Origin of the sequence: Hydrogenophaga sp. (assembly GCF_030158645.1) — a bacterium.
Classification (GTDB): domain Bacteria; phylum Pseudomonadota; class Gammaproteobacteria; order Burkholderiales; family Burkholderiaceae_C; genus Hydrogenophaga.
The window spans coordinates 69,463-93,009 of sequence record NZ_JAOASO010000085.1; the positions used below are offsets into that span (position 1 = coordinate 69,463).

General features: G+C 67.0%; 20 protein-coding genes. 6 read left to right on the plus strand and 14 right to left on the minus strand.

All coding sequences use genetic code 11. From position 1 onward, the window contains the following. Window positions 1-45: 45 nt before the first annotated feature. The 8 genes from Q1W68_RS08565 to Q1W68_RS08600 form a co-directional block, all read right to left on the minus strand. Window positions 46-1,515 (minus strand): aldehyde dehydrogenase, encoded by a 1,470-nt coding sequence (locus tag Q1W68_RS08565; protein WP_300653455.1) that lies wholly within the window; start codon window positions 1,513-1,515, stop codon window positions 46-48. Window positions 1,516-1,635: 120 nt separating this feature from the next. Next, window positions 1,636-2,496, minus strand: coding sequence for an ABC transporter permease subunit (locus Q1W68_RS08570; protein WP_300716182.1), 861 nt, complete (start codon window positions 2,494-2,496; stop codon window positions 1,636-1,638). An 8-nt stretch (window positions 2,497-2,504) separates the two neighbouring features. Then, window positions 2,505-3,416, minus strand: coding sequence for an ABC transporter permease subunit (locus Q1W68_RS08575; protein ID WP_300716184.1), 912 nt, complete (start codon window positions 3,414-3,416; stop codon window positions 2,505-2,507). A gap of 13 nt (window positions 3,417-3,429) precedes the next feature. Continuing rightward, window positions 3,430-4,533, minus strand: a complete 1,104-nt coding sequence (locus Q1W68_RS08580) for an ABC transporter ATP-binding protein (protein WP_300716186.1) — start codon at window positions 4,531-4,533, stop codon at window positions 3,430-3,432. Window positions 4,534-4,633: 100 nt separating this feature from the next. Further along, a complete protein-coding gene (locus Q1W68_RS08585; RefSeq protein WP_300716187.1) occupies window positions 4,634-5,812 on the minus strand; it encodes an extracellular solute-binding protein in 1,179 nt (392 codons plus the stop codon). A 152-nt stretch (window positions 5,813-5,964) separates the two neighbouring features. Then, entirely contained in the window at window positions 5,965-7,404 is a 1,440-nt protein-coding gene (locus tag Q1W68_RS08590) for an aspartate aminotransferase family protein (RefSeq protein ID WP_300716189.1), read from the minus strand. 20 nt (window positions 7,405-7,424) lie between these two features. Beyond that, the gene (locus Q1W68_RS08595; protein WP_300716192.1) at window positions 7,425-8,795 is read right to left on the minus strand and encodes a glutamine synthetase family protein; all 1,371 of its coding nucleotides are present in this window, start codon (window positions 8,793-8,795) and stop codon (window positions 7,425-7,427) included. 46 nt (window positions 8,796-8,841) lie between these two features. Next, window positions 8,842-9,651 carry a gamma-glutamyl-gamma-aminobutyrate hydrolase family protein gene (locus tag Q1W68_RS08600; protein ID WP_300716194.1) on the minus strand — a complete coding sequence of 270 codons (810 nt, stop codon included), beginning with the start codon at window positions 9,649-9,651 and terminating at the stop codon, window positions 8,842-8,844. 100 nt (window positions 9,652-9,751) lie between these two features. Here Q1W68_RS08600 and Q1W68_RS08605 point away from each other — a divergent pair, with 100 nt between their 5' ends. Together Q1W68_RS08605 and Q1W68_RS08610 are read left to right on the plus strand one after the other, a co-directional pair. Beyond that, a complete protein-coding gene (locus tag Q1W68_RS08605; RefSeq protein ID WP_300716196.1) occupies window positions 9,752-11,233 on the plus strand; it encodes a PLP-dependent aminotransferase family protein in 1,482 nt (493 codons plus the stop codon). A 147-nt stretch (window positions 11,234-11,380) separates the two neighbouring features. Then, window positions 11,381-12,508: a beta/gamma crystallin-related protein gene (locus Q1W68_RS08610; RefSeq protein WP_300650369.1), complete on the plus strand. Its 1,128-nt coding sequence runs from the start codon at window positions 11,381-11,383 to the stop codon at window positions 12,506-12,508. Window positions 12,509-12,514: 6 nt separating this feature from the next. Here Q1W68_RS08610 and Q1W68_RS08615 read toward each other — a convergent pair whose 3' ends face one another. The 4 genes from Q1W68_RS08615 to Q1W68_RS08630 form a co-directional block, all read right to left on the minus strand. Further along, window positions 12,515-13,819, minus strand: coding sequence for an FAD-binding oxidoreductase (locus Q1W68_RS08615; protein WP_300716197.1), 1,305 nt, complete (start codon window positions 13,817-13,819; stop codon window positions 12,515-12,517). 2 nt (window positions 13,820-13,821) lie between these two features. Continuing rightward, window positions 13,822-14,751, minus strand: a complete 930-nt coding sequence (gene speB / locus Q1W68_RS08620) for an agmatinase (RefSeq protein WP_300716199.1) — start codon at window positions 14,749-14,751, stop codon at window positions 13,822-13,824. Between the two features lie 109 nt (window positions 14,752-14,860). After that, on the minus strand, window positions 14,861-16,165 hold the full coding sequence (locus Q1W68_RS08625) for a hypothetical protein (protein WP_300650376.1): 1,305 nt from the start codon (window positions 16,163-16,165) through the stop codon (window positions 14,861-14,863). A gap of 21 nt (window positions 16,166-16,186) precedes the next feature. Continuing rightward, complete coding sequence (locus Q1W68_RS08630; RefSeq protein ID WP_300650377.1) at window positions 16,187-17,398, minus strand: YbfB/YjiJ family MFS transporter; 1,212 nt, start codon at window positions 17,396-17,398, stop codon at window positions 16,187-16,189. A gap of 95 nt (window positions 17,399-17,493) precedes the next feature. On the opposite strand from Q1W68_RS08630, the gene Q1W68_RS08635 reads away from it, so the two are divergent. Then, a complete protein-coding gene (locus Q1W68_RS08635; RefSeq protein ID WP_300650379.1) occupies window positions 17,494-18,894 on the plus strand; it encodes an aspartate aminotransferase family protein in 1,401 nt (466 codons plus the stop codon). Here the strand turns inward: Q1W68_RS08635 and Q1W68_RS08640 are convergent. Together Q1W68_RS08640 and Q1W68_RS08645 are read right to left on the minus strand one after the other, a co-directional pair. After that, the gene (locus Q1W68_RS08640) at window positions 18,842-19,438 is read right to left on the minus strand and encodes a hemerythrin domain-containing protein (protein ID WP_300650381.1); all 597 of its coding nucleotides are present in this window, start codon (window positions 19,436-19,438) and stop codon (window positions 18,842-18,844) included. The two genes, Q1W68_RS08635 and Q1W68_RS08640, sit on opposite strands and share 53 nt — an antisense overlap. Window positions 19,439-19,531: 93 nt before the next feature. Further along, window positions 19,532-21,802: a heavy metal translocating P-type ATPase gene (locus Q1W68_RS08645; protein ID WP_300650383.1), complete on the minus strand. Its 2,271-nt coding sequence runs from the start codon at window positions 21,800-21,802 to the stop codon at window positions 19,532-19,534. A gap of 111 nt (window positions 21,803-21,913) precedes the next feature. Between Q1W68_RS08645 and Q1W68_RS08650 the strand changes: the two genes are divergently transcribed. The 3 genes from Q1W68_RS08650 (at window position 21,914) to Q1W68_RS08660 (ending at window position 23,258) form a co-directional block, all read left to right on the plus strand. Further along, a complete protein-coding gene (locus Q1W68_RS08650; protein ID WP_300650385.1) occupies window positions 21,914-22,111 on the plus strand; it encodes a heavy-metal-associated domain-containing protein in 198 nt (65 codons plus the stop codon). Window positions 22,112-22,116: 5 nt separating this feature from the next. Beyond that, a complete protein-coding gene (cueR, locus tag Q1W68_RS08655; protein WP_300716204.1) occupies window positions 22,117-22,638 on the plus strand; it encodes a Cu(I)-responsive transcriptional regulator in 522 nt (173 codons plus the stop codon). Window positions 22,639-22,703: 65 nt separating this feature from the next. Then, the gene (locus Q1W68_RS08660) at window positions 22,704-23,258 is read left to right on the plus strand and encodes a Spy/CpxP family protein refolding chaperone (protein ID WP_300661596.1); all 555 of its coding nucleotides are present in this window, start codon (window positions 22,704-22,706) and stop codon (window positions 23,256-23,258) included. Window positions 23,259-23,547 lie beyond the last annotated feature (289 nt).

A 23,547-nucleotide genomic window follows, 5' to 3' on the forward strand; every position in this document is an offset into this window, starting at 1 on the left:
GTTACCCCCTCTCCCCCTGGGAGAGGGTTGGGGTGAGGGCTCGCGTCACACGGGGCTGTCGATCCTGATCCACGTCGTCTTGGTCTCGGTGTACTTGTCGAACGCGTGCAGCGACTTGTCGCGCCCCACGCCGCTCTGCTTGAAGCCGCCGAACGGCACGGTGATGTCGTCCTCGTCGTACTGGTTCACGTGCACCGTGCCGGCGCGCAGCGCACGCGCCACGCCGTGCGCCTTGTTGATGTCGCTGGTCCACACGGCGGCCTGCAGGCCGTACACGCTGTTGTTCGCCTCGCGCACCACCTCGGCCGCGTCGGTGAAGCTCAGCACCGAGAGCACCGGGCCAAAGATCTCTTCGCGCGCGATCGTCATCTGCGGCGTCACGCCGTCAAAGATCGTGGGCAGCACGTAGTGGCCACCAGCCACCGGCATCGACGCCTCGCCACCGGCGAGCAGCGTGGCGCCCTCGCTCTTGCCCGACTCGATGTAACGCAGCACCGTGTCCATCTGCACCTTGTCGACGATGGCGCCCATGACAGTGGCCTTGTCCAGCGGGTTGCCCGGCTGGTACTGCGGCACCAGCTTCAAGGCCTTCTCCAGGAACGCGTCCTTGATCGAGGCCTCGATGAACAGGCGCGACGGTGCGTTGCAGCTCTCGCCCTGGTTGAAGAAGATGCTGCCCACGGCCGCCTCCACCGCGCGGTCGAGGTTGGGGCAGTCGGCGAACACGATGTTGGGCGACTTGCCGCCGAGCTCGGTCCAGGCGCGCTTGAGGTTGCTCTGACCGGCCATCACGTGGATCTGCTTGCCCACGCGCGTGCTGCCGGTGAAGGCGATGCAGTCCACGTCCATGTGCAGCGCCAGCGGGCTGCCGGCCTCCGGGCCGTAGCCCGGCACCACGTTGAACACACCGGGCGGAATGCCCGCCGCCAGCGCCAGCTCGGCCAGGCGCAGCGCGGTGAGCGGGCTCTTCTCCGAAGGCTTCAACACCACCGAATTGCCGGCGGCGAGTGCGGGCGCGATCTTCCAGGCCGCCATGATCATGGGGTAGTTCCACGGCACGATCACGCCCACCACGCCCACCGGTTCGCGCGTGATCATGGCCAGCGCATTGCGCCCCGTGGGTGCGATCTCGTCGTACACCTTGTCCACCGCCTCGCCATACCAGCGAATGCAGTTGGCCGCGCTGTTCACGTCCACGCCCTTGGCGTACTTGATGGGCTTGCCCATGTCCAGCGTTTCGGTCAGCGCCAGCTCGTCGGCGTGGGCGGTGAGCTGCTCGGCGAACTTGATCATGATCCGCTTGCGGTGCGCCGGCGCCAGGCCGCTCCAGCGGCGGTCTTCAAACGCGGCACGCCCGGCCGCGACGGCGGCGTCGATGTCGGCCTCGCCGCAGCGCGCCACCGCCGTCAGCAGGCGGCCGTCCACGGGTGAAATGCAGTCAAAGGTCTGGCCGTCGCGCGCGGCGATGCGTTCGCCGTTGATGAAGGCGCGGCCGTCAAAGGTCGGGGTGGTCATGGATCGGTGTCTCGGGTGTGCAGGGAAGCCGCAAGTGGCCTCATGCTACGCCCGAAACCCGGGCCGCAGAGCATCCACTTGCCCTCACCCACAGCGATCCAGTGACCCCGGTCGCGCCCCTCAGTTCGGGTTCAGCGCCACCAGTTCGGCCCGGGTGGCCGCCGCGATCTCCCGCTCGCGCCGCCGCGTGGAGCGCGCCACCCACACCGCGTACGCCACGATGCCGATGGTCACCGTCACGATCAGCAGCGTGGCCGCCGCGTAGATGGTCGGGTTGATGCCGCGCCGGGCGTAGCCGAAGATCACCTGCGGCAGCGTGTTCACGCCCGGTCCGGAGAGGAATTCGGAGATCACCACGTCGTCGAACGAGAGCGTGAACGCCAGCAGGAAGGCCGCCAGGATGCCCTGGAAAATGTTGGGCAGCGTGACGAGAAAGAAGACCTGCAGCGGCTTGGCACCGAGGTCCATGGCGGCCTCCTCGATGGCGCGGTCCATCTCCATCAGGCGGCTCTGGATCACCACCATGCCGTAGGCCATGCCCAGCAGCGTGTGGCCCAGGATGATGGTGAGCATGCCGCGCTCGGGCCAGCCGAACGCGTTCTGCGCGCCCACCATGAGCAGCAGCAGCGACAGGCCGATCACCACCTCGGGCATCACCAGCGGCGCGTTGACCATGCCGCTGAACACGGTGCGGCCCGGGAAGCGCCGGTAGCGCACGAGCACGAAGGCCGCGAAGGTGCCGAGCACCGCCGAGAGCACGCCCGTGACGGCCGCGATCTTGAGCGAGAGCCAGAAGCCCTCGACGATCTTGGTGTCGCGCGTGAGCGCTTCGTACCAGCGCAGCGAGAAGCCGGTGAAGTTGGCGTCCTGCCGTGTGCTGTTGAAGCTGAACACGATCATGAAGAGCAGCGGCAGGTACAGGAACAGGTAGACCAGTGTCAGCCAGAACTTGCCGAAGTGTTTTTCGAGGAAGGGTTTCATGCTCGGCCTCACTTGCGGGGTTCAGCGGCTTCGCCGGTGTAGTGGTAGTAGATCGCGAGTGGCACAACGATCAGTGCGATCATCACCACCGCCAGCGCGGTGGCGCGCGGCCAGTTGTTGCTGGTGAACATCTCGTCCCAGACCACGCGGCCGATCATGATGTTCTCCGGTCCACCGAGCAGCGATGGAATCACAAACTCGCCCACCGAGGGAATGAACACCAGCATGAAGCCGGCCACGATCCCGGCCTTGGACAGCGGCACCGTGATCAGCCAGAAGGCCTTGAAGGGCGTGGTGCCCAGGTCGTAGGCGGCCTCCAGCAGACGAAAGTCCATCTTCACCAGCGTCGCGTAGAGCGGCAAGATCATGAACGGCAGGTACACATAGGTCATGCCCACCAGCATGGAGACGTTGGTGTAGAGCATGAGGATGGGCTCATGCGTGATGCCCACGGCCATGAGCAACTGGTTGAGCACGCCCTGGTCGGCCAGGATGCCTTTCCACGCGTAGACACGCAGCAGGAAAGAAGTCCAGAACGGCAGCATCACCATCATCAGCAGGGCCGGCCGCACGCTGGCCGGCGAGCGGGCGATGAAGTAGGCGAACGGGTAACCGAACACCAGGCACAGCAAGGCCGTCCACAGCGCATACCAGATCGAGCGCAGGTAGGCCTCGATGTAGATGGTCTTGAACAGGGCACCGCCTTCGTCGCGGAAGATGGTCCAGTAGTTCTCGTACTTCAGGCTGAGCAGGCCGGTCTGGCTGTCCCAGATCGGCTTGAACGGGTTGATGCTCTCGCCCATGTCCACGAAGCTGATGTACAGCAGGATCAGGAAGGGCAGGAGGAAGAAGACAAACAGCCAGACATAGGGCACGCCGATGACGAAGCGCTTGCCGGGCATGAGGGGTGAGCTGCTCATGGTGGCCTCCCGCTCAGTCCCGCAGCACAACGCCGGCCTTGTCGTTCCACCAGAAGAAGACGTTGTCCTCCCAGGTGATGTCCGACAGGTCCTGGCGGGACGTGTTGGCTTCGGTGATCTTCACGCGCAGGCCGTCGCTGGCCTGCACGATGAAGGTGTTGTACGAGCCGAAGTAGGCGATCTCCTTGACCGTGCCGGTGAAGAGGTTCACCGCCACGCCCTCGGGGCGCTGCTTGCTGATCTCGATCTTTTCGGGCCGCACGGCCAGGCCCACCGCCATGCCCAGGTGGCCCGGCACACCATGCCCCACCTCGATCTGGCCGATGGCGGTGCTCACCGCGCAGCGGTTGGGCTCGTCCACACTGAGCTTGCCCTCGAAGAGGTTCACGTTGCCGATGAAGTCGGCCACGAAACGGTTGGCCGGGTGCTCGTAGATTTCTTCGGGCGTGCCCACCTGCAGCACACGCCCCTTGCTCATGATGGCGATGCGGCTGGCCATGGTCATGGCCTCTTCCTGGTCGTGCGTGACCATCACCACGGTCACGCCCACCTTCTCGATGATGTTCACCAGTTCAAACTGGGTCTGCTCGCGCAGCTTCTTGTCGAGCGCGCCCAGGGGTTCGTCGAGCAGCAGCAGCTTGGGCCGCTTGGCCAGGCTGCGAGCCAGCGCCACGCGCTGCTGCTGCCCACCAGACAACTGGTGCGGCTTGCGCTTGGCGTAGGGGGTGAGCTGCACCAGCGCCAGCATCTCGTCGGTGCGCTGCTGGATCTCCGCCTTGGGCAGGCCTTCGCGCTTGAGGCCAAAGGCCACGTTCTCCCAGATGTTGAGGTGGGGGAACAGCGCGTACGACTGGAACATCATGTTGACCGGCCGCTCGTAGGGCGGCATGGCCGCCACGTCCTGGCCACCCAGCAGGATGCGCCCCGAAGTCGGCCGCTCGAAGCCGGCGAGCATGCGCAGCAGTGTCGACTTGCCACAGCCCGAGCTGCCCAGCAGCGCGAAGATCTCGCCCTTGCCGATGGACAGCGACACCTCGTCCACGGCCACCGCCTCGTCAAAGCGCTTGACCAGTTTTTCGGTGACCAGATAACCCGCCTGGGTGCCCGTCTCTGCCATGTTCGTTCCTTGTGATTGTCGGGAAAAGGATCAACAAAAAGGGCTGTTCATACGGTGCGTACGAACAGCCCTGGGTCGGGTCTGAAGGAAACCGGACGCCTTATTTGCCTTTTTTGAAGCCGTTGTAGGCGTTGGCCATGGCTTCGCGCGCTTCGTTGGTGAAGCTGCTGGGCGGGATCATCTTGGCGAAGTAGTCGGACTCGACAAAGATCGTCTTGTTGCCGGCGATCTCGGGGTTGATCTTGTCGGCCGCCGCCTTGTTGCCGGTGGGGTAGGTCATCTCGTTGGCCATGGCCGCTGCGTTTTCGGGGCGCAGGTAGAAGTCGATGAAGGCCATCGCGTTGTTCGGGTGCTTGGCGTCCTTGGTCACGGCCATGGTGTCAAAGAAGATCAGCGCGCCGGTGCTCGGCAGCAGGGCTTCGATCACGTCCTTGGAACCGTTTTCCTTGGCGCGGCCGGCCGCGATGTTCACGTCACCCGACCAGGCCACGGCCACGCAGGCCTTGCCGCCCGCGATGTCGTCGATCATGGTGGAACTGAACAGGCGCACGTCCTTGCGCACTTTCATCAGCATCTCGTTGGCTGCCTTGTAGTCAGCCGGGTCGTTCGAGTACGCGTCCTTGCCGATGTAGTGCAGCGCCACCGGGATGATCTCGGTGGGCGAGTCCAGGTAAGCGATGCCGCAGGACTTGAGCTTGCTCGTGTACTCGGGCTTGAACACCAGGTCCCAGGCGTTCTCGGGCATCGGCATGCCGCCCAGGGCCTTTTCGACCTTGGTCTTGTTGATGCCCACGGTGGTGAAGCCCCAGGCCCACGGCACCAGGTGCTTGTTCTCGGGGTCGGCTTTGGTCAGCGTGGACATGATCGCCGCGTCCATGTTGGCCAGGTTCGGGATCTGTTCCTTCTTCAGCGGCTGCAGCAGGCCGCCTTCGATCTGGCCCTTGGCGAACACGGTGCCGGGCACGACGATGTCGTAGCCGGTGTTGCCCGCCACCAGCTTGGCGTGCAGGGCTTCGTTGGTCTCGAAGGTGTCGTAGTTGACCTTGATCCCCGTTTCCTTCTCGAAGTTGGCGATCATGCCTTCGGGGATGTAGTCGGGCCAGTTGTAGATGTTGAGCACCTTCTCGTCGTCGAGCACCGGGCCGGCGGGCACGGGTGGAGCGGCCGGCGCGGCGGCGACCGGCGCCGGCGCGGCGGGTGCTGCCACAGGCTCTTCTTTCTTGCCGCAAGAGGCCAGCAGGATGGCCGACATGGCAATAACCAAAACGTGTTTCTTCATGGTGGTGCTCGCTCCTGAGAGGGGTTGATCAACGACAAATCGAACCGAAAGGCGTGGAAAAGATTCAAAAACAATCTAGCAAGTTCCAGACCCGCCACCACCCGGACCGCACCTCATCGGTGCGCTCCAGGGTACCGCAGGGGGCATTCTATTCACGCGTGCAGGCCAGCGGCCCGCAACTGGGCCAGGGTGGCGTCCAGGCAGGTGTGGATCAGCGCCATCATTTCGTCGATTTGCTCGCGCGTCATCACCAGCGGCGGCGCGATGATCATGCGGTCGCCCACGGCGCGCATGATCAGACCGTTCTTGAAACAGTGGGCGCGGCACATCATGCCCACGCCCAGGTCGGGCTCAAAAGTGGCGCCGGTCGCCTTGTCCTTCACCAGCACCAGGCCGGCCACGAAACCGCAGGTCTCGGCCACGCCCACCAGCGGGTGCTGGTTGAGCTCGGCAAACCGCTCGGCCAGGTAGGGGCCCGTGTCGTCGCGCACCCGGCCCACCAGGTTCTCGCGCTCCATCAGCTCGATGTTGGCCAGCGCCACCGCACACGCCACCGGGTGGCCGCTGTAGGTGTAGCCGTGGTTGAACTCGCCGCCCTGCTCGATCAGCACCTTGGCCACGCGGTCGCCCACCATCACGCCACCCAGCGGGATGTAGCCGCTGGTCACGCCCTTGGCGAAGGTCACCAGGTCGGGCCGGATGCCGAATTTCTCGTAGGCGAACCAATGGCCCAGACGGCCAAAGGCACAGATCACCTCGTCGGCGATCAGCAGGATGCCGTACTTGTCGACGATGCGCTGGATCTCGGGCCAGTAGGTGGCGGGCGGAATGATCACGCCACCCGCGCCCTGCACCGGCTCGGCAATAAAGGCCGCCACCTTGTCGGCACCCAACTCCAGGATCTTGGTTTCCAGCCAGCCGGCGGCGCGCAGGCCAAACGCATCCTGGCTCTCGCCGGGCAGCGCGTTCTCGAAAAAGTAGGGCTGCCCGATGTGCGTGATGTTGGGAATGGGCAGGTCGCCCTGCGCGTGCATGCCGCTCATGCCACCCAGCGAGGCGCCGGCCATGGTGGAGCCGTGGTAGGCGTTCATGCGGCTGATGACCACCTTGCGCTGCGGCTGGCCCAGCAGGTCCCAGTAGCGGCGCACCATGCGCACGTTGGTGTCGTTGCTCTCGCTGCCGCTGCTGCTGAAGAACACGTGCTCGAAGCTGCGGCCACCCACCTTGGGAGCGAGTGCAGCCAACTTGGAAGCCAGTTGCACCGCCGGCACGTTGGTGGTCTGGAAGAAGCTGTTGTAGAACGGCAGCGTCATCATCTGCTGGTAGGCAGCGTCGGCCAGTTCCTTGCGGCCGTAACCCGCATTGACGCACCACAGACCGCTCATGCCGTCGAGGATCTTGTGGCCTTCGGAATCCCACACGTAGATGTTGTCGGCCCGCGTGATCACGCGCGAGCCGCGCGTGGCCAGGTCACCGTGGTCGGTGAAGGGGTGAATGAAATGCGCGCTGTCGGCGGCCTGGATGGCTTTGGTGTCGTGCTGTTCGGCGCGGCGCACCAGGGCGGGCGGGGCGATGAGGGTCGAGGTGTTCATGGTCGGTCCTGTTTGGCTGATCAAACGTGGAGAAGAAGGTGCTCGCGCTCCCACGGCGAAATCACCTTCATGAACTCGTCGAACTCGAGTTCCTTGATCTCGGTGTAGATGGTGATGAATTCCTTGCCCAGCACGTCGTGCAGGTCGGTCTCGCGGCGCAGCCAGTCGAGGGCCTCGCCCAGGCTGCGCGGCAGCGCATAGGGCGAAAGGTAAGCGTCGCCCTTCATCTCGGGCTTGGGCTTGATCTTGTTCTTGAGGCCCAGGTATCCGCAGGCCAGCGTCATGGCCATGGCCACGTACGGGTTGGCGTCGGCGCCGATCACGCGGTTTTCCACGCGGCGCGCTTCGGGGCTGGAGATCGGCGAGCGGATGCCCACCGTGCGGTTGTCGTGGCCCCACTCGATGTTGATGGGTGCGGCGGTGTGGCGCGAAAGGCGGCGGTAGCTGTTCACGTACGGCGCCACCAGCACCATGGCCGCCGGGATGTAGCGCTGCAGGCCGCCGATGTAGTGGTAGAACGATTCGGACGGTGTGCCGTCGGCGTTGCTGAAGATGTTCTTGCCGGTCTTCTTGTCCAGGATGCTCTGGTGCACGTGCATCGCCGAACCCGGCTCACCGGCGATCGGCTTGGCCATGAAGGTGGCGTACATGTCGTGGCGCAGCGCCGACTCACGCACCGTGCGCTTGAAGAAGAACACCTCGTCGGCCAGACCGAGCGGGTGGGCGTGGAAGAAGTTGATCTCCATCTGCCCGGCGCCGGCCTCGTGGATCAGCGTGTCCACGTTGAGCTTCATCTTGTCGCAGTAGTCGTAGATCTCTTCGAACAGCGGGTCGAATTCGTTGACCGCGTCGATGCTGTACGACTGGCGCGAGGTCTCGGCGCGGCCGCTGCGCCCGATCGGGGGTTTGAGCAGCGTGTTCGGGTCGGTGTTGCGCGCGGTCAGGTAAAACTCCAGCTCGGGCGCCACCACCGGGTCCAGGCCCTCGGCGTCGAACAGCTCACACACATGGCGCAGCACGCTGCGCGGCGCAAAGGGCACCAGCTTGCCGTCGTGGTCGAAACAGTCGTGGATCACCTGCGCGGTGGGGTCGGTGGCCCAGGGCACGATGCGCGCGGTGGTCGGGTCCGGACGCAGCTGCATGTCGCGGTCGGTCGGCTCGATCACGTCGTAGTACGGCCCGCTGGCCGGGAATTCGCCGGTGACGCCCATGGCCACGATGGCCTGCGGCAGCCGCATGCCGCGGTCTTCGGTGAACTTTTCGCGCGGCAGGATCTTTCCGCGGGCCACGCCGGTCAGGTCGGGCACGAGGCACTCGACTTCCGTCACGCGGTTCTGGTTGAGCCAGTTCTCCAGATCGTTGAAGGTCATTTTCTTGTCAGTGGCTGTCATGTGCCGTCTCCTGCGGTGTGTGGTGTGAATCGATCTGGGAATGGAATCAGGCGCTTGAGCTCGCCGCGCTGCGCGACAGGTCGGCGGCCTGCAAACGCAGGCTGTTGCGCGAGCGGCAGGCGCGGCCAAAGGCCTCGAAGATGGCGGCATAAAACGGCGTCTCCCAGCAGCGCCATTCGGGGTGGAATTGCACCGCGTAAGCAAAGGTGCGCGCACCGCGCACACCAAAGGCCTCCACCACACCGTCGGGTGCGTGGGCCAGCGCTTCCAGGCCATCGGCCAGGCGGTTGATGCCCTGGCCGTGCAGCGAATTCACCTGCGTTTCGGGGCCACCGGCCCATGCCTCGAACACGCTGCCGGGCGCAAACCGCACGCTGTGGCGCGGGGCGTACTGCTCGTCGGGCGGCGCGCTTTTGGGTTCGCGGTGGTCCATCAGGCCGGGCACCTCGTGCACCCGCTGGTGCAGCGTGCCGCCCAGGGCCACGTTGATCTCCTGGAAACCGCGGCAGATGCCGAGCAGCGGCACACCTTCGCGCACGCAGGCCTTGACCAGCGCCAGCGTGAGCAGGTCGCGCTCGGCGTCCAGCGGCAGGCTGGGGTCGGCCACGTCTTCGGCAAAGTGCGAGGGGTGCACGTTGGAAGGCGAGCCGGTCAGCATCACGCCGTCCACCAGCGCCAGCAGGTCGCCGATCTGGTCGGTGTCGGCCAGCGGAAACATCACCGGCTGGGCGTTGGCCCCCACCTTGACCGCCCGGGCGTACTTGTCGCCGAGCAGCAAAAAGGGCATTTGATGACCGTGGTCACCCATGAGGCGGTGGTCGGCGGGCAGCCAGACCATGCACGGCGGCTTGTTCATGTTCTCTCCAAGGCAATGGGTCCCATTGTGGTCACCGAAGTGGATCACAATCAGAGCCAGTTGAGCCCACTCCGTGGAGCCACTTCACGATCAAACCGCCATGCTGTCCGAATTCCTGCTCGCCGAAATGAACCGCCTGGGCACCCAGGACGCATTGCCGCTGCACCGCCAGCTCTACGAAGCGCTGCGCCGCGCCATGCTCGACGGAAAGCTCGGCGCTGGTGAACGGCTGCCCTCCAGCCGCGACTTGGCCGAAGACCTCTCGCTCTCGCGCAACACCGTGGTGGCCGCGATCAACCAGCTCAGTGTCGAGGGCTATCTCGCCAGCCGCGTGGGCAGTGGCACCTATGTGAACGACAACGTGCCGCGCGCCGCACCCAGCCGGGGCGCCCGCAGCGGCGGCCAACCCGCCACGCTGCAGGCCGGGCGCCTGTCCACGCGCGGCGTTGCGCTCTCCACCACCTTCTGCGCCACCGAGCTCGAAGTGCAGCCCTTCACCCCCGGCATGGTCGATTTCAGCGCCTTCCCGGTGGCGCTGTGGCAGCGGCTGCAAAACAAGCACTGGCGCATGACCTACCCGGACATGCTGGACTACAACACCTCGGGCGGCTACGCGCCGCTGCGCCGTGCCGTGGCCGACTATTTGCGCGTGTTCCGCAGCGTGCACCTGGAGGCCGACCAGGTGGTGATCACCAGCGGCACACAGCAGTCGCTCGAACTCTGTGCCCGCCTGCTGGCCGACCACGGCGACACCGTGTGGGTGGAAGACCCGGCCTACTGGGGCGCGGTCAAGGCCTTCATGGCCACGGGTCTCGCCATCCACCCGGTGGCGGTGGACGAAGAAGGCATCAGCCCCAGCGCGGCCGACAGCACCAAACCGCCCCGCCTGATTTACGTGACCCCCTCGCACCAGTACCCCACCGGCGCGGTGATGACGCTGCCCCGGCGCCACCAGCTGCTGGCCACCGCACGCGCCCACGACGCCTGGGTGCTGGAGGACGATTACGACAGCGAATACCGCTTCAGCGGCCCGCCCATCTCCAGCCTGGAAGGCCTGGACACCGACGGGCGCGTGCTCTACATGGGCACCTTTTCCAAGGTGCTCTACCCCGGGCTGAAGCTCGGCTACCTGGTGGTGCCAAAACCCATGGTGGCCGCCTTCAAACAGGCCCACTACGACCTCAACCGCCCGGGCCAGATGCCGGTGCAGGCCGCGCTGGCCGAGTTCATCGAGATGGGCCATTTCGCCAGCGCCCTGCGCCGTGCGCGGCAGAACTACGCCGAGCGCCGCCAGTGCCTGCTGGAAGCCCTTAAGCCCGTGCTCACGCCGGGCGGTCCCTTCATCAGCGGCGCCGAACAAGGCCTGCACCTGTGCCTGCGCCTGCCCGGTCACATCGACGATCAGGCGCTGGCCCAGCGCATCGCCCAGCAAGGCCTCACCGTGCGCCCGCTCTCGGCCTACTGCCTGCAGCGCACCGATCTCCAAGGCCTGGTGATCGGCTACGGCTACGCGCCGCTGGCCGACATTGAACGCTGCGGGCCGGTGCTCGCGGCGGCCGTGCGGCAAGCGCTGAAATCTTGAACAAGGTGCCGTAAATCACGCTGCCGGTATCTGTCGGGTAAAGACCCTGCGAAGTCCATGTTTTGCACCACATGGGGGTGCGGCAACGCACAGACCACGTTCGGGCCAGCCCCCAGTCTCGCCTCCACCCCCACAGGAGACGTTGACATGAAACAGATTTTTGGCCTTTTGCTCACCACCGCCGCCGTGGCCTTCAGCGCCCAGGCGATGGCCCAGGCCACCCTTTACGCCAACGACGGCTTCACCGGACAGTCGCTGCGCATGAGCGGCGACACCCCCAGCCTGCAACGCTACAACTACAACGACCGCGCCTCGTCGGTCGTGGTGGTCGGCAATCGCTGGGAGGTCTGTGAAGACGACAACTTCCGCGGCCGCTGCACCGTGCTGCGCCCGGGACGTTACGCCGCGCTGTACGACATCGGCCTGGAGGACGGCATTTCGTCGGCGCGAATGATCGCCACCAACGAACGCGTGGCCGACAACCGCTACGCACCCCTGCCGGGCGCCGCACCGGCCACCGTGAACATCACCTTCTTCGACGACGAACGCTTCCAGGGCCCGTCCTACGTCGCCACCGGTCAGATCCCCAACCTGCGCCGCACCGGCTTCAACGAACGCGCCTCGTCGGCCGTGGTCTCGGGTGAGCGCTGGGAAGTGTGTGAGAACAACCGCTACAAAGGCCAATGCATGGTGCTGCGCCCGGGCCAGTACCCCTCGCTGGCCTCGATGGGCCTGAGCGGCGAGATCTCGTCGGTGCGCGTTCTGACGCGCAGCTCGCGCGTGGCCGACAACCGCTACGCTCCCGCCCCGATGCAGGCCTTTGATGCCCGCCGCCGCAACGGCGAGCGCCTGTATGAAGCCGACATCACGTCTTCACGCGCCGTGCTGGCCACCTCGGGCCAGCGCTGCTGGGTCGAGAGCACGCAAGTGCCGGCCGAGCGCAGCGGCGCCAACATCCCCGGTGCCGTGGTCGGCGCCCTGCTGGGCGGCATCCTGGGTCACCAGGTCGGCAACGGCACGGGACAGGACATCGCCACGGTGGGTGGTGTCGTGGCCGGTGGCGCCATCGGCGCGCAGTTCGGCCGCGACGGCAAGCCCACGACGCAGGACGTGCAGCGCTGCGAAAACGTGCCCGGCGGCGCACAACCCGCGTACTGGGATGTGACCTACAACTTCCGCGGCACCGACCACCGCGTGCAGATGGCCTCGGCACCCGGCGACCGCATCACGGTCAACGAACGCGGCGAGCCCCGCGCGCAAGACCCGCAGCGCTGATCCGGCTCAGAGCACGTCGCGCAAGCGGTGCCAGAGCATGCCCAGCGCCAGGCTGGGCGTGCGCAGCAGCGGCCCGCCGGGAAACCGGCGGTGCTGCAGCCGCGCAAACACATCGAAGCGCCCGGCCTGCCCGGCCACCGCTTCGGCCACCAGCTGCCCCGCCAGCCCGGTGAGGGCCACACCGTGGCCGCTGAAGCCCTGCAGGTAGTAGACGTTGTCGCCCAGCCGCCCGAAGTCGGGTGCGCGGTTCATGCTGATGTCCACGAACCCACCCCACACAAAGTCGATCGGCGTCTGCGCCAGCGCCGGGAACACCTCGCCCATGCGCTGTGCCATCACGGCGGACAGGTTGGCCGGTGTGCGCGTGGTGTAGCTCACACGCCCCCCAAACAGCATGCGGTGATCGGCGCTGAAGCGGAAGTAATCGAGCACGAAGTTGTTGTCGCACACCGCCGCGTTGCGCGGGATCAGGCGCGCGCAGAGCGCGGGGTCCAGCGGTGCGGTGCCCACGATGTAGGTGCCCACCGGCATGATGCGCGGCGCGATCTCGGGCGCCACCGCCGGGCCGTACTCGGGCAGCATGCAGTTGCCCGCGAGCACGGCGAAGCGCGCCGTCACCTGGCCTTGCGCCGTGCGCGCCACCACCGTGGCGCCGCGCTGCAGACCGGTCACGGGCGAGTGCTCGAAGATGCGCACCCCGGCGGCCTGCGCAGCGCGCGCCAGACCCAGCGCGTACTTCAGCGGGTGCAGGTGGCCCGAGCGCTGCTCGCGCGCGGCGGCCACGTAACGCGGACTGTTGATGAGGCGGGGCAAATCCGCGCCCTCGGCCCAGTCGATGTCGATGCCGCGCCGCTGCAGGCCTTCCATTTCCTCGTGCAGGGCGTTGCGCTTGCGCGCTGAATCGGCCACGTACACATAGCCGTTCACCCGGTCGCAGTCGATGCCGTGCTGTGCGATGCGTTGGTCGATCAGGTCGATGGCTTCGAGCGACATGTCCCAGGCCCGCCGGGCGTCGGCGGCGCCCAGCTGCGCCTCGAACGGCTCCTGGCCACTGGCGAAGCCCACGATGGCCTGGCCACCGTTGCGCCCGCTGGCACCGCTGCCGACGCGGTCGGCCTCCAGCACGACCACGGAGAGCCCGCGCTGCGCGAGCTCGAGCGCGGCGCTCAGGCCGCTGAAGCCCGCACCCACCACCACCACGTCCACGTCGAGCGACTCGCTCAACGCTGGCGACGCCGCCGGGCGCTGCACGCTGGCTTCGTAGTAGCTTTTCTGGTTGAGCTGGGTGTCGGAACCGATCAACGAGGCCATGCTCAGGCACCTTTCCGTTTCGCCACCTGGCCGCTCAGGTAGGTCCAGACAAAGGTGGCGGCCGCGTTGCTGGTGAGCTCGGCGTGGTCGTAGGCGGGGGCCACCTCCACACAGTCCATGCCCGCCCAGTTCAGGTCGGCCAGGTCTTCCAGCAAGGTCAGCACCTGCGAACTCGTCATGCCGCCGGGCTCGGGCGTGCCGGTGCCGGGCGCGAACGCCGGGTCCAGGCAGTCGATGTCCAGCGTGAGGTACACCGGCCGCTGGCCGATGCGCGCGCGGATCGCATCGATGGTGGGCTGCAGGCCCGCGCCGTCCCGGCCACGCAGGGCGCGCGCGGTGAAGATCTGCCCGCCCTGGTCGGCCACGTATTCGCGCGCGCCTCGCTCGCCGCTGGAGCGGATGCCGATCTGCACCGTGTGCGCCGCGCTCACCAGACCCTCCTGCAGTGCCTCATAGGTCCAGGTGCCGTGGCCCGAGGGTTCGCCGAAGTGGTCGCTCCAGGTGTCGCAGTGCGCGTCGAAATGCACCAGGGCCAGCGGCTCGCCACCGTGGCGGGCTTTCAAGGCGCGCAGCAGCGAGAGCGTCACCGAATGGTCGCCGCCGAGAAATACGCAGTGGTGCCGTGCCATGAGCGCCGCGGCCTGCGCCTCGATGTGGCGGCGCACCTCGGGCAGGGGCGAGGCGTTGGGCAGGCGCATGTCGAGCGCGTCGCCCAGGTGATCGATGGGCGAGACGTTGAACACCGGGTGGATGCCGTCGCACAGCATCAGGCTGGCCGAGCGGATGGCCTGCGGGCCAAAGCGCGCGCCGGGCCGGTTGGTCACCACGCCGTCGAACGGCACACCGGCCACCGCAAACGGTTGGTCGGCCAGCGGCGCGCAGCCCAGGAAACGGTTGCTGTTGTTGGCGTATGCGAACTGACCCATGGCCATGCTTGGTCCTCGGTGGGGTGGGGCGAAGTGGAGCCAGAAGATACCCCCGAGAGACCGGGCGCGTGAGTCCAATTCCCTCGGGTGAACGGCGTCCACCCCGGCGCCCGGCTCACTTGCCGAAGAGGTCTTTCAAACCTTCGCCGAGACGGTCACCCAGGTTGGCGCCCGCCCCGGTGCCCACGCCGGGCATGAGCGCGGTGCCGATCGCCGCGCCCAGCAAGGCCGAGCGGCTCAGGCTCACCGAGGGGTCGTCCACCGTGCCGCCCACCACCAGCGGCACGCCCACCACGTCGCCACCGGCGCCGCGCGTCACGTCCACCCGCACCCGGCCCGACAGGGCTTTGGAGGGCGCCACCGTCACCTCGCCGGTGGCGGCCAGCACACCGGAGCTGGCCACGAGGTTGGTGAGCTCCACCAGCTGCCCCCGCGTGCGCACCTGGCCGGCCAGTGTGTCCAGCGCGGTGCTGCCACCGCGCGACAGGCCCACCGTGGCCACCGCCTTGGCCAGATCCACGCCCTGCAACACCGCGTCCTTGACCGTGAAGCGGGTTTGCGTGCGCAGCGCATCCGTCACCGACGCGGCACCCGCCTTCGGGTTGATGCGCGCCGAGAGCGTGGTGCTGGCGTCCAGCCGACCGGTGAGTGTGCGGCTGGGCGCGGTCAGCGCCGAGACCTCCACGCCGCGCGTCTCCAGCGTGCCTTCGAACACCAGGTCGCGCGCCTGGGCGCCGGGCTCGGGCAGCGTCAGCTTCAATGGCCCCTGCAGCGTGCCGCCGCCCACGTCCACCTTCAAATTCCACGCCGTCGCGTTCTCGGCTTCACGTTGCAGCTCGGCCTTGGCACCTTCCAACGCGCCACGCAGCACCGCCACCGTGGCCACCGCCGGCCAGCCATCCTCGTCCAACGCCAGTTCGGCCTGCACCGTGCTGCTGCGGCCCTGTGCGCCGATCCAGGTCACGTCGTCGAGCAGGATCTTGCGCGGCAACCAGCTCAGGTCCGTGGCTTCGTCATCGGGTCCGGGTGCGCCGGGCTTCCGGGCGGGGTCCTGCATGCGCGCACCCAGCAGCACGATGGTGGTCTGCGGCAGCACCGCCTCGCGCACGATGAGGGTGGACACCGCGAGCCGACCCATCAGCAGCGCCGACCACACGGGACGGGCTTCGACCCGCGCCAGCGTGAGGGCCGGTTTCGCCTGGATGTTCAGGCCTTCGAGTGCCACCGCCGGCAGCGGGAACACCTCCACCGCCACGCGCGACAGCGTCACCGGCACCCCGAGCGCGACGGTGGCCTCGCGCTCCACGCGCTGGCGAAAACCGTCGCTGCCGGTCCATTGGCCCAAGGCCCACACGGCCAGCAACAACACCACCACCACCAGACCGAGACCGGCGCCTGTCCAGATGAAGATTCGACGCATCGGGCTATTGTGCGCAGGCGTTCACAGCGCGCGCTGGCGCAGTGCCAAAACCGCACCGATCCACAGCGCGACGGCGGAAAACACCAGGCCCTCACGCAGGCCCTGTGCGCCACTCGATCCGTCGGCAATGAAGCCGACCACCGTGGGCCCGACGATCTGCCCGGCCGCGAACACGATGGTGAAGGCGCTGATGCCCGCGGCCCACTGCGCGGGCGGCAGGTTGTGCCGCACCAGCGCGGTGGTGGAGGCCACCACCGAGAGGAACACACCACCAAACAGCAGGCCCGAGGCCATCACCAGCCAGGGCGAACTGGTGAGCGCCGGCACGATGGCCGCGAGGCCCAGCAGGGCGTTCAACCGCGCCAGCGCCTGGCCGCTGCGGTGGCGGTCCAGCAGCCCCGCCCAGATGCGCGAGGAAGCGATCACCGCCAGGCCGAGCAGGGCGTAGAAGGTGGTGATGGCGGTGGGCGAACTGCCCTGTTCGCGCAGCAGCGCGATCACAAAGGTCATGTAGCCGATGTAGCCCACACCGAAGCCGGCATAGCCCGCGAGCGCAAACCCGAAGTCGCGCACCCGGAACACCCGGGCAGACCCGGCCACCGTGCTGGCCACCGGCGGCGGCTGGTTCGCCAGCACCCGCGCCGGCCACGCCATGAGCGCGGTGGCCAGCAGGCACACCAGCGCCAGTGCCCACCAGGCCCAGGCCCAGCCGTGCGGCTGCTGTGCTGCCGCGGCCAACACCGGTGGCACCCCCAACGCCGAGATCACGATGCCCAGGCCGGTGCCGCCGTAATAGATGCCGAGCAAAAAGCCGCTGCGCTGCGGCTGCCGCGCGCCCAACCGCGCGGCGAGGAGACCGCCCGCAACGAACACCCATGCGCTGGCCACGCCGGCCAGCAGGCGCTGCGCCAGCAACGGAGCGGCCGCCGTGAAAAAGCCGCTGAGCGCCATGAACAGCGAGGCGCCAAGGGAGCCGGCGATCAACAGCACCATCGGCGACAACCGCCGCATCAACCACGGCGTGGCCATCGCGCCCATGAGGTAACCCAGGGCATTGAAGGTGTTCATGGCACCGGCCAGCGTGTAGCTCCAGCCGAGGTCTTCGCGCATGGGTGGCAGCAGCAGGCCGTAGGCAAAGCGCGTGATGCCCAGCGACACGGCCGCACCCAGCGACAAGGCCAGCGCCAGGCGGAGGTAGGGCGTGGGATCGGTGGTGGGGTCCAAACGGTTCATGGCCACACCATTGTCGGTGCCAATTCCGTGCGGGCCGAGCCCACCACTGCCCCGCGGGCGACCACCAAACCCGCATCCCGCTTAAGCTGATCACCATGACCGACTTCGCCCACGCGACCCTGCTCGACCTCCAGCACACCGAGCGCGAACGCTTCATCGCGCGCCACCCGCAATCCATCGCGCTGGCCCGGGACGCGCAACAGCACTACCTGTTCGGCGTGCCGCTGCACTGGATGCGCGACTGGCCCAGCCCCGCCACGTTGTTCGTGGCGCAGGCGCAAGGCGCCACGCTCACCTGCGCCGACGGTCTGGTTTACGCCGACTTCTGCCTGGGCGACACCGGCGCGATGTTCGGCCACAGCCCCACACCGCTGGCGCAGGCCATGGCCAGGCAAGCGGCGCAGGGTCTCACCTGCATGCTGCCGGCCACCAACGCGGCCACCGTCGGCGAGTTGCTTTCCAACACCTTCGGTTTGCCGATGTGGCAGATGGCCTTGTCGGCCAGCGACGCCAACCGCTTCGTGTTGCGCTGGGCGCGCGCCATCACCGGTCGGCCCCGGTTGCTGGTGTTCGACGGCTGCTACCACGGTGCGGTGGACGACACGCTGGTGGACCTGGACCCGGTGACAGGCCACACCTTGCCGCGCCGTTCGGTGTTGGGCCAGGTTCACAACCACGCCGACTTCACCCGCGTCGTGCCGTTCAACGACCTGGGTGCGCTGGAGGCCGCGCTGACACAGGGCGACGTGGCCTGCCTGCTGGCCGAACCGGCGCTCACGAACTTCGGTCTGGTGCCGCCCGCGCCCGGCTACTGGGAACAGGCGCGCGCGCTGTGCCGCACCCACGGGGCGCTCTTCGTCTGCGACGAGACCCACACCATCTCCACCGCCCTGGGCGGCTACGCACGCGCCCATGGGCTGGAACCGGATTTCATGGTGGTCGGCAAGGCCGTGGCCGGGGGTCTGCCGTGTGCGGTGTACGGCTTCACCCAAGCCGTCGCCGATCGCATGGTGAGCGCCAAGAACACCGCACCCGAAGGCCACAGCGGCATCGGGACCACGCTGGCAGGGAACGCGCTCACGCTGGCCGCACTGCAAGCCTCGCTGGAGCACCTGCACACCACGGCGAATTACGCTCACATGCTGGACCTGGCCGCGGGGCTGGAACACGGTCTGCGCGAACGCATCGCCACCGCCGGGTGGTCATGGACCGTCACCCGGTTGGGCGCGCGCATGGAACTGCAGTTCATGCCGCACACACCCAGCAACGCGCAAGACGTGCGCGACCACGCACAGGGCGAACTGGAAGCCCTCACCCACCTTTTCATGCTCAACCGGGGCGTGCTGCTCACACCCTTCCACAGCATGATGCTGGTGTCACCGGCCACCACACACGGCGACGTGACGCGGCTGCTGGGTGTGTTTGACGAACTGCTCGCTGCGCTCAGGTCTCTCCCACACCCACCGGCGCCGGTGCCCGCATCACGATTCGTGTGAAGAGCCGGTCGAACTGGGGGTCGCGCGCCAGCTTGTCGTTGAGCGGGTCGCGGTGGGTGGCAAAGGCCACGTTGAGCGCATGCCAGTCGGCCTCAGTCAGACTCTTTTCTGCCTCGGGCAAGAGCACGGATTCTTCCAGCCGCATGTGGTCGAGGTAGAACTGCACGTAGCGCGTGGCGTCGGCCTCAAAGGCAGCGCGGCGCGTCTCGCCCAGGTACTCCCAGGCCATCAGCAGGTGCATGAGTTCACGCACCCGCACCTCGCCGGTCATGTGGTCGCTCTCCAGACGCTCGATGGTGGCCATCACGTGCGGCGCCGCGCGCGCGATGCGCGGAAACAGCAGATCCGACTCCTTCGGGTGGTGCAGCTTTTCCGGGAACTCGTCGATGTAAAACAGCATGGCGCGCAGCACATCGAAGTACTGCTCGGGCGCGTGTTTGCCATCGGCATCCGGACCGCGTTTGATCATTTGCAGCATCGACTTCAGCATGGCGGCCAGGCTGGCGTGTTCGTCGCGGATCACGCGCAGGGCAGAGTGGTTCATGGGGCGTCTCCTCGGGCCTCGTTCGGGTCGCACAAGCTTCGCTCAAGAACCAGGAAAAGGCATTGACCTGCATCAACCAGCGAACCTGCACGCTCAGCGCTGCGGCGGCTTCCAGCGCTTGAGCAGCAGGGCATTGCTCACCACGCTCACCGAGCTCAACGCCATGGCCGCACCCGCCACCACCGGGCTCAGAAAACCGAGCGCCGCCAGTGGGATGCCGGCCACGTTGTACGCAAACGCCCAGAACAGGTTCTGCCGGATCTTGCTGACGGTGCGGCGCGAAATGTCGAGTGCCGCCGCCACCATCAGCGGGTCGCCGCGCATCAGCGTGATGCCGGCGGCGTGCATGGCCACGTCGGAACTGCCGCCCTGGCTGTGGCTCATGGCCATGCCGACGTCGGCCGACGCCAGGGCGGGTGCGTCGTTGACCCCATCACCCACCATCGCCACCACGTGGCCCCCCTCTTTCAAGCGCCGGACCACCGCCGCCTTGTCACCCGGCAACACCTCGGCGATCACCTCACCCGCGTCGGCACGCAGGCCCAGCCGTGCGGCCATGGCCATCGCCGCGCCCTGGTTGTCGCCCGACACCATGAACAGCCGCATGCCGGCCGCGCGCAGCTCCGCAATGGCGGCCGCCGCTCCGGCCTTGGGTTCGTCTCCAAAGGCCATCAGGGCCAGGGGCGACCACTGTGTGCTGCCCGCTGCCTGGCTGGCCAGCACCGACACCGTCGAGCCTTGTTGTTGCAAGGCCTGTGCACGCGCCGCCAGCGGACCCAAGGCCACCGGGAGTTCGTCCATCCAGCGCAGGCTGCCCAAGGCCAGGCGGCTGCCTTGCACCGTGCCCTGGCTGCCCCGCCCCGACACGGCCTGCACATCGGTTGCGGCATCGGGCAGCACCACCAGCGAGCGGGACTTGGCCGCTTCGACCACGGCGCGTGCCAAGGGGTGTGCGCTCTGCGCCTGCAGCGCCGAAGCCGCTTGCAGCACCGAGAGCTCGTCCACGCCCGCCGCCGCCTCGATCAGCAGCAAACGCGGATGCCCTTCGGTCAACGTGCCGGTCTTGTCAAAAGCCACGGTGTCCACCTTGTGCGCGATCTCCAAGGCCTGCGCGTCCTTGATCAGGATGCCGTGTTTCGCCGCCACACCGGTACCCGCCATGATGGCCGCCGGCGTGGCCAGGCCCAGGGCACACGGGCAGGCAATCACCAGCACCGCCACCGCGTGGATCAGCGCCTCCTCCATGGGTGCACCGGTCCACAGCCAGCCCAGCATCGTCGCGAGCGCAATGACCAGCACCACCGGCACGAACACCGCGGCCACCTGGTCCACCAGGCGCTGCACCGGCGCCTTGCCGGCCTGCGCGTCCTGAACCAGCGCGATGATCTGCGCCAGCACACTTTGCGCACCGATGGCACGCACCTTCACCTCCACCGCGCCTTCGCCGTTGAGCGAGCCACCGGTGACACCATCGCCCACCTCCTTGGGCACCGGCATCGCTTCACCGGTGAGCATGGATTCATCGGCCTGCGTGCTGCCCTGGACCACCGTGCCGTCGGCCGCAAAACGCTCACCCGGCAGCACCCGCACCACGTCACCGGGCAGGAGCTCATCCACCGCCACATCGGTGATCTCGGTGCGGCGCACACCATCAGGAAGCAGGTGAGCACGTTCAGGCCGCAACGACTGCAAGGCCCGGATGGCGCTGGTGGTCTGGCGCTTGGCGCGCGCCTCCAGCCACTTGCCCAGCAGCACCAGCGTGATCACCACCGCCGAGGCCTCGAAGTACAGATGCAGCATCTCGCCCGGTTCCGAGCGCCACCACAACCAGGTGGAGAGCGCCCAGGCCGCGCTGGTACCGATGGACACCAGCAGCTCCATGTTGCCGGTGCGCGCCTTGAGCGCATGCCAGCCCGCGCGGTAAAAGCGCGCACCCAGCACAAACTGCACCGGTGTGGCCAGCACGAACTGCATCCAGGCCGACAGCATCCAGTGCTTGCCGATCAGGTCGCCCACCATGGGCAGCACCAGCGGTGCCGACAGCACGATGCCGATCAGCACGGGCAGGAAGTCCACCGACACACCCATCCAGCGCGCGTCGGCCGCCGCGTCCATGGCTTCCATCGAACGCGGCTCGTAGCCGGCGTCGCGCACCGCGCGCTTGATGCGCGCCAGCGATTCGGGCGCTTCACCATCGACCATCAGCACGCGCGCCGATTCGGTCGCCAGGTTCACCGTGGCTTCCGACACCCCGGGTTGTTTCTTCAAAGCCTTCTCCACGCGCAAAACGCAGGAGGCACAGGTCATGCCGCCGATGCCGAGGTCGATCTGGGCGGGCGAAACGGGTGGGGTGATCGTGTTCATGCACGCAGCATAGGCTTTACCACCATGGGAAGGTCAAGCACCCCACCTCGCTTGACCTTCACACCGTGTCAAGGATGACAATGGATTTTTCCAACCCATCCAGGAGTTTCCATGAACGAAGTCTTCACCGTGCAAGGCATGACCTGCGGCCATTGCGAAAAAGCCGTGACCACCGCCATCAAGCTGGTCGATCCCCAGGCGCAGGTCGCGATCGACCGGACACAGAACCGGGTCGAAGTCACCACCACACAGCCCCGCGACACGCTGGCGGCGGCCATCCGCGAAGAGGGTTACCAGGTGGCGGCCTGAACGCCATGAAAGACGTCGACATCGATCGGCTCACCACGTGGCCGGTGAACATCGGCAAGGCCGCCGAGCTCAGCGGCATCTCGCCCAAGATGCTGCGCCACTACGAAACCCTGGGTCTGCTGGGCGATGTGGTGCGCACCGACAGCAACTACCGCCAGTACAGCCTGGCCGACGTGCATTCGCTGCGCTTCATCCGGCGCGCACGCGACATGGGCTTTGGCCTGGACGCCATCGCCGAGCTGGTGAGCCTCTGGCACAACCGCAAGCGCAGCAGCGCCAGCGTCAAACGCATCACGCAAAAGCACCTGGACGACCTGGCGCAGCGCATCGAAGCGCTGCAGGCCATGCAGCGCACGCTGGCCGGCCTGATGGACGTCTGCCCCGGCGATGGCCGACCGGACTGCCCCATCCTGGACGACCTCGCGCACCCGGCAACACCGTGCGCAGCACCCACAAAAAGCGGCACAAAACTTTACAAGCCCGCGACATCGGCCGCACCGCGCAGAAACACCCCCCGCCGAGACTGAAGCCATTCCACAGCCCACGGACCCAAGCTGTGGTGGCTCTTCTTCAACGGTCACAAGGAGTGAACATGACATCGATTCCCAAGCGCGCACTGATGGCCGCGGCCCTGGCAGCCGCCGTTGCCGGCCTCTCGGCCACCGCCATCGCCCAGAACGCCCCGGCACCCGCTGCCACCCAACAGGCGCAGGAAGGTGCCAAGGAAGGCCAACGCGACGCCAAACGCGCCGAGCGCATGGCCCGCATGCAGAAACACATGGCCGAGCGCCAGGCGGCCCTCAAGGCCGAACTGAAGATCACTGCCCAGCAGGAACCCGCCTGGAACGCCTTTGTGGCGCGCACAGCGCCCGAAGCCCGCCCAGCCCGCCAGGGCCCGCGCGAGGACTGGTCCAAGCTCACCACGCCCGAGCGGCTGGACAAGATGGCGGCCATGAAAGCCGAACGCGACACCCGCATGAGCCAGCGGCACGAAGCCATCAAGAGCTTCTACGCAGCGCTGGATGCCGAGCAGAAAAAAGTGTTTGATGCCCAGCAGATGCAGGGCTTCCAACGGGCGGGCATGAAAGGCCATGGCAAAAAGCACCACCATGGTGGCGGCCACCACCGCATGGGCGGCACGGTCTGATCGGCTGCCAAGCCGGTTGTCTTCTGTGTTTCTTGTTCTTATAGATCCATTTAATTCAAGATAGCAGTAGTAGTAGAGGGCGCTGTCCGCTGTGGACAAGCGCCCTTTCTCTTTTTCGATCAAGGACTTGCAGGCGTTCGAAGTCTGTGTGAAGGACCCCGGCGCGGTTCAGGCGAAAAAAGGACAACTGCCCGAAACACGCCGAGCCTGTGGATAAGTCATGGTTTGTTCAAAAGATATACACAGGGTTGTTGAGCCGGGTCCGGAAACATGCCCTGACACCTGGGCA

What these genes read in the sequence shown, in the direction of transcription:
- Q1W68_RS08565 (WP_300653455.1), bottom strand. Translation starts at nt 1,515, where the DNA reads ATGACCACCCCGACCTTTGACGGCCGCGCCTTCATCAACGGCGAACGC.
- Q1W68_RS08570 (WP_300716182.1), bottom strand. Translation starts at nt 2,496, where the DNA reads ATGAAACCCTTCCTCGAAAAACACTTCGGCAAGTTCTGGCTGACACTG.
- Q1W68_RS08575 (WP_300716184.1), bottom strand. Translation starts at nt 3,416, where the DNA reads ATGAGCAGCTCACCCCTCATGCCCGGCAAGCGCTTCGTCATCGGCGTG.
- Q1W68_RS08580 (WP_300716186.1), bottom strand. Translation starts at nt 4,533, where the DNA reads ATGGCAGAGACGGGCACCCAGGCGGGTTATCTGGTCACCGAAAAACTG.
- Q1W68_RS08585 (WP_300716187.1), bottom strand. Translation starts at nt 5,812, where the DNA reads ATGAAGAAACACGTTTTGGTTATTGCCATGTCGGCCATCCTGCTGGCC.
- Q1W68_RS08590 (WP_300716189.1), bottom strand. Translation starts at nt 7,404, where the DNA reads ATGAACACCTCGACCCTCATCGCCCCGCCCGCCCTGGTGCGCCGCGCC.
- Q1W68_RS08595 (WP_300716192.1), bottom strand. Translation starts at nt 8,795, where the DNA reads ATGACAGCCACTGACAAGAAAATGACCTTCAACGATCTGGAGAACTGG.
- Q1W68_RS08600 (WP_300716194.1), bottom strand. Translation starts at nt 9,651, where the DNA reads ATGAACAAGCCGCCGTGCATGGTCTGGCTGCCCGCCGACCACCGCCTC.
- Q1W68_RS08605 (WP_300716196.1), top strand. Translation starts at nt 9,752, where the DNA reads ATGCTGTCCGAATTCCTGCTCGCCGAAATGAACCGCCTGGGCACCCAG.
- Q1W68_RS08610 (WP_300650369.1), top strand. Translation starts at nt 11,381, where the DNA reads ATGAAACAGATTTTTGGCCTTTTGCTCACCACCGCCGCCGTGGCCTTC.
- Q1W68_RS08615 (WP_300716197.1), bottom strand. Translation starts at nt 13,819, where the DNA reads ATGGCCTCGTTGATCGGTTCCGACACCCAGCTCAACCAGAAAAGCTAC.
- speB (WP_300716199.1), bottom strand. Translation starts at nt 14,751, where the DNA reads ATGGCCATGGGTCAGTTCGCATACGCCAACAACAGCAACCGTTTCCTG.
- Q1W68_RS08625 (WP_300650376.1), bottom strand. Translation starts at nt 16,165, where the DNA reads ATGCGTCGAATCTTCATCTGGACAGGCGCCGGTCTCGGTCTGGTGGTG.
- Q1W68_RS08630 (WP_300650377.1), bottom strand. Translation starts at nt 17,398, where the DNA reads ATGAACCGTTTGGACCCCACCACCGATCCCACGCCCTACCTCCGCCTG.
- Q1W68_RS08635 (WP_300650379.1), top strand. Translation starts at nt 17,494, where the DNA reads ATGACCGACTTCGCCCACGCGACCCTGCTCGACCTCCAGCACACCGAG.
- Q1W68_RS08640 (WP_300650381.1), bottom strand. Translation starts at nt 19,438, where the DNA reads ATGAACCACTCTGCCCTGCGCGTGATCCGCGACGAACACGCCAGCCTG.
- Q1W68_RS08645 (WP_300650383.1), bottom strand. Translation starts at nt 21,802, where the DNA reads ATGAACACGATCACCCCACCCGTTTCGCCCGCCCAGATCGACCTCGGC.
- Q1W68_RS08650 (WP_300650385.1), top strand. Translation starts at nt 21,914, where the DNA reads ATGAACGAAGTCTTCACCGTGCAAGGCATGACCTGCGGCCATTGCGAA.
- cueR (WP_300716204.1), top strand. Translation starts at nt 22,117, where the DNA reads ATGAAAGACGTCGACATCGATCGGCTCACCACGTGGCCGGTGAACATC.
- Q1W68_RS08660 (WP_300661596.1), top strand. Translation starts at nt 22,704, where the DNA reads ATGACATCGATTCCCAAGCGCGCACTGATGGCCGCGGCCCTGGCAGCC.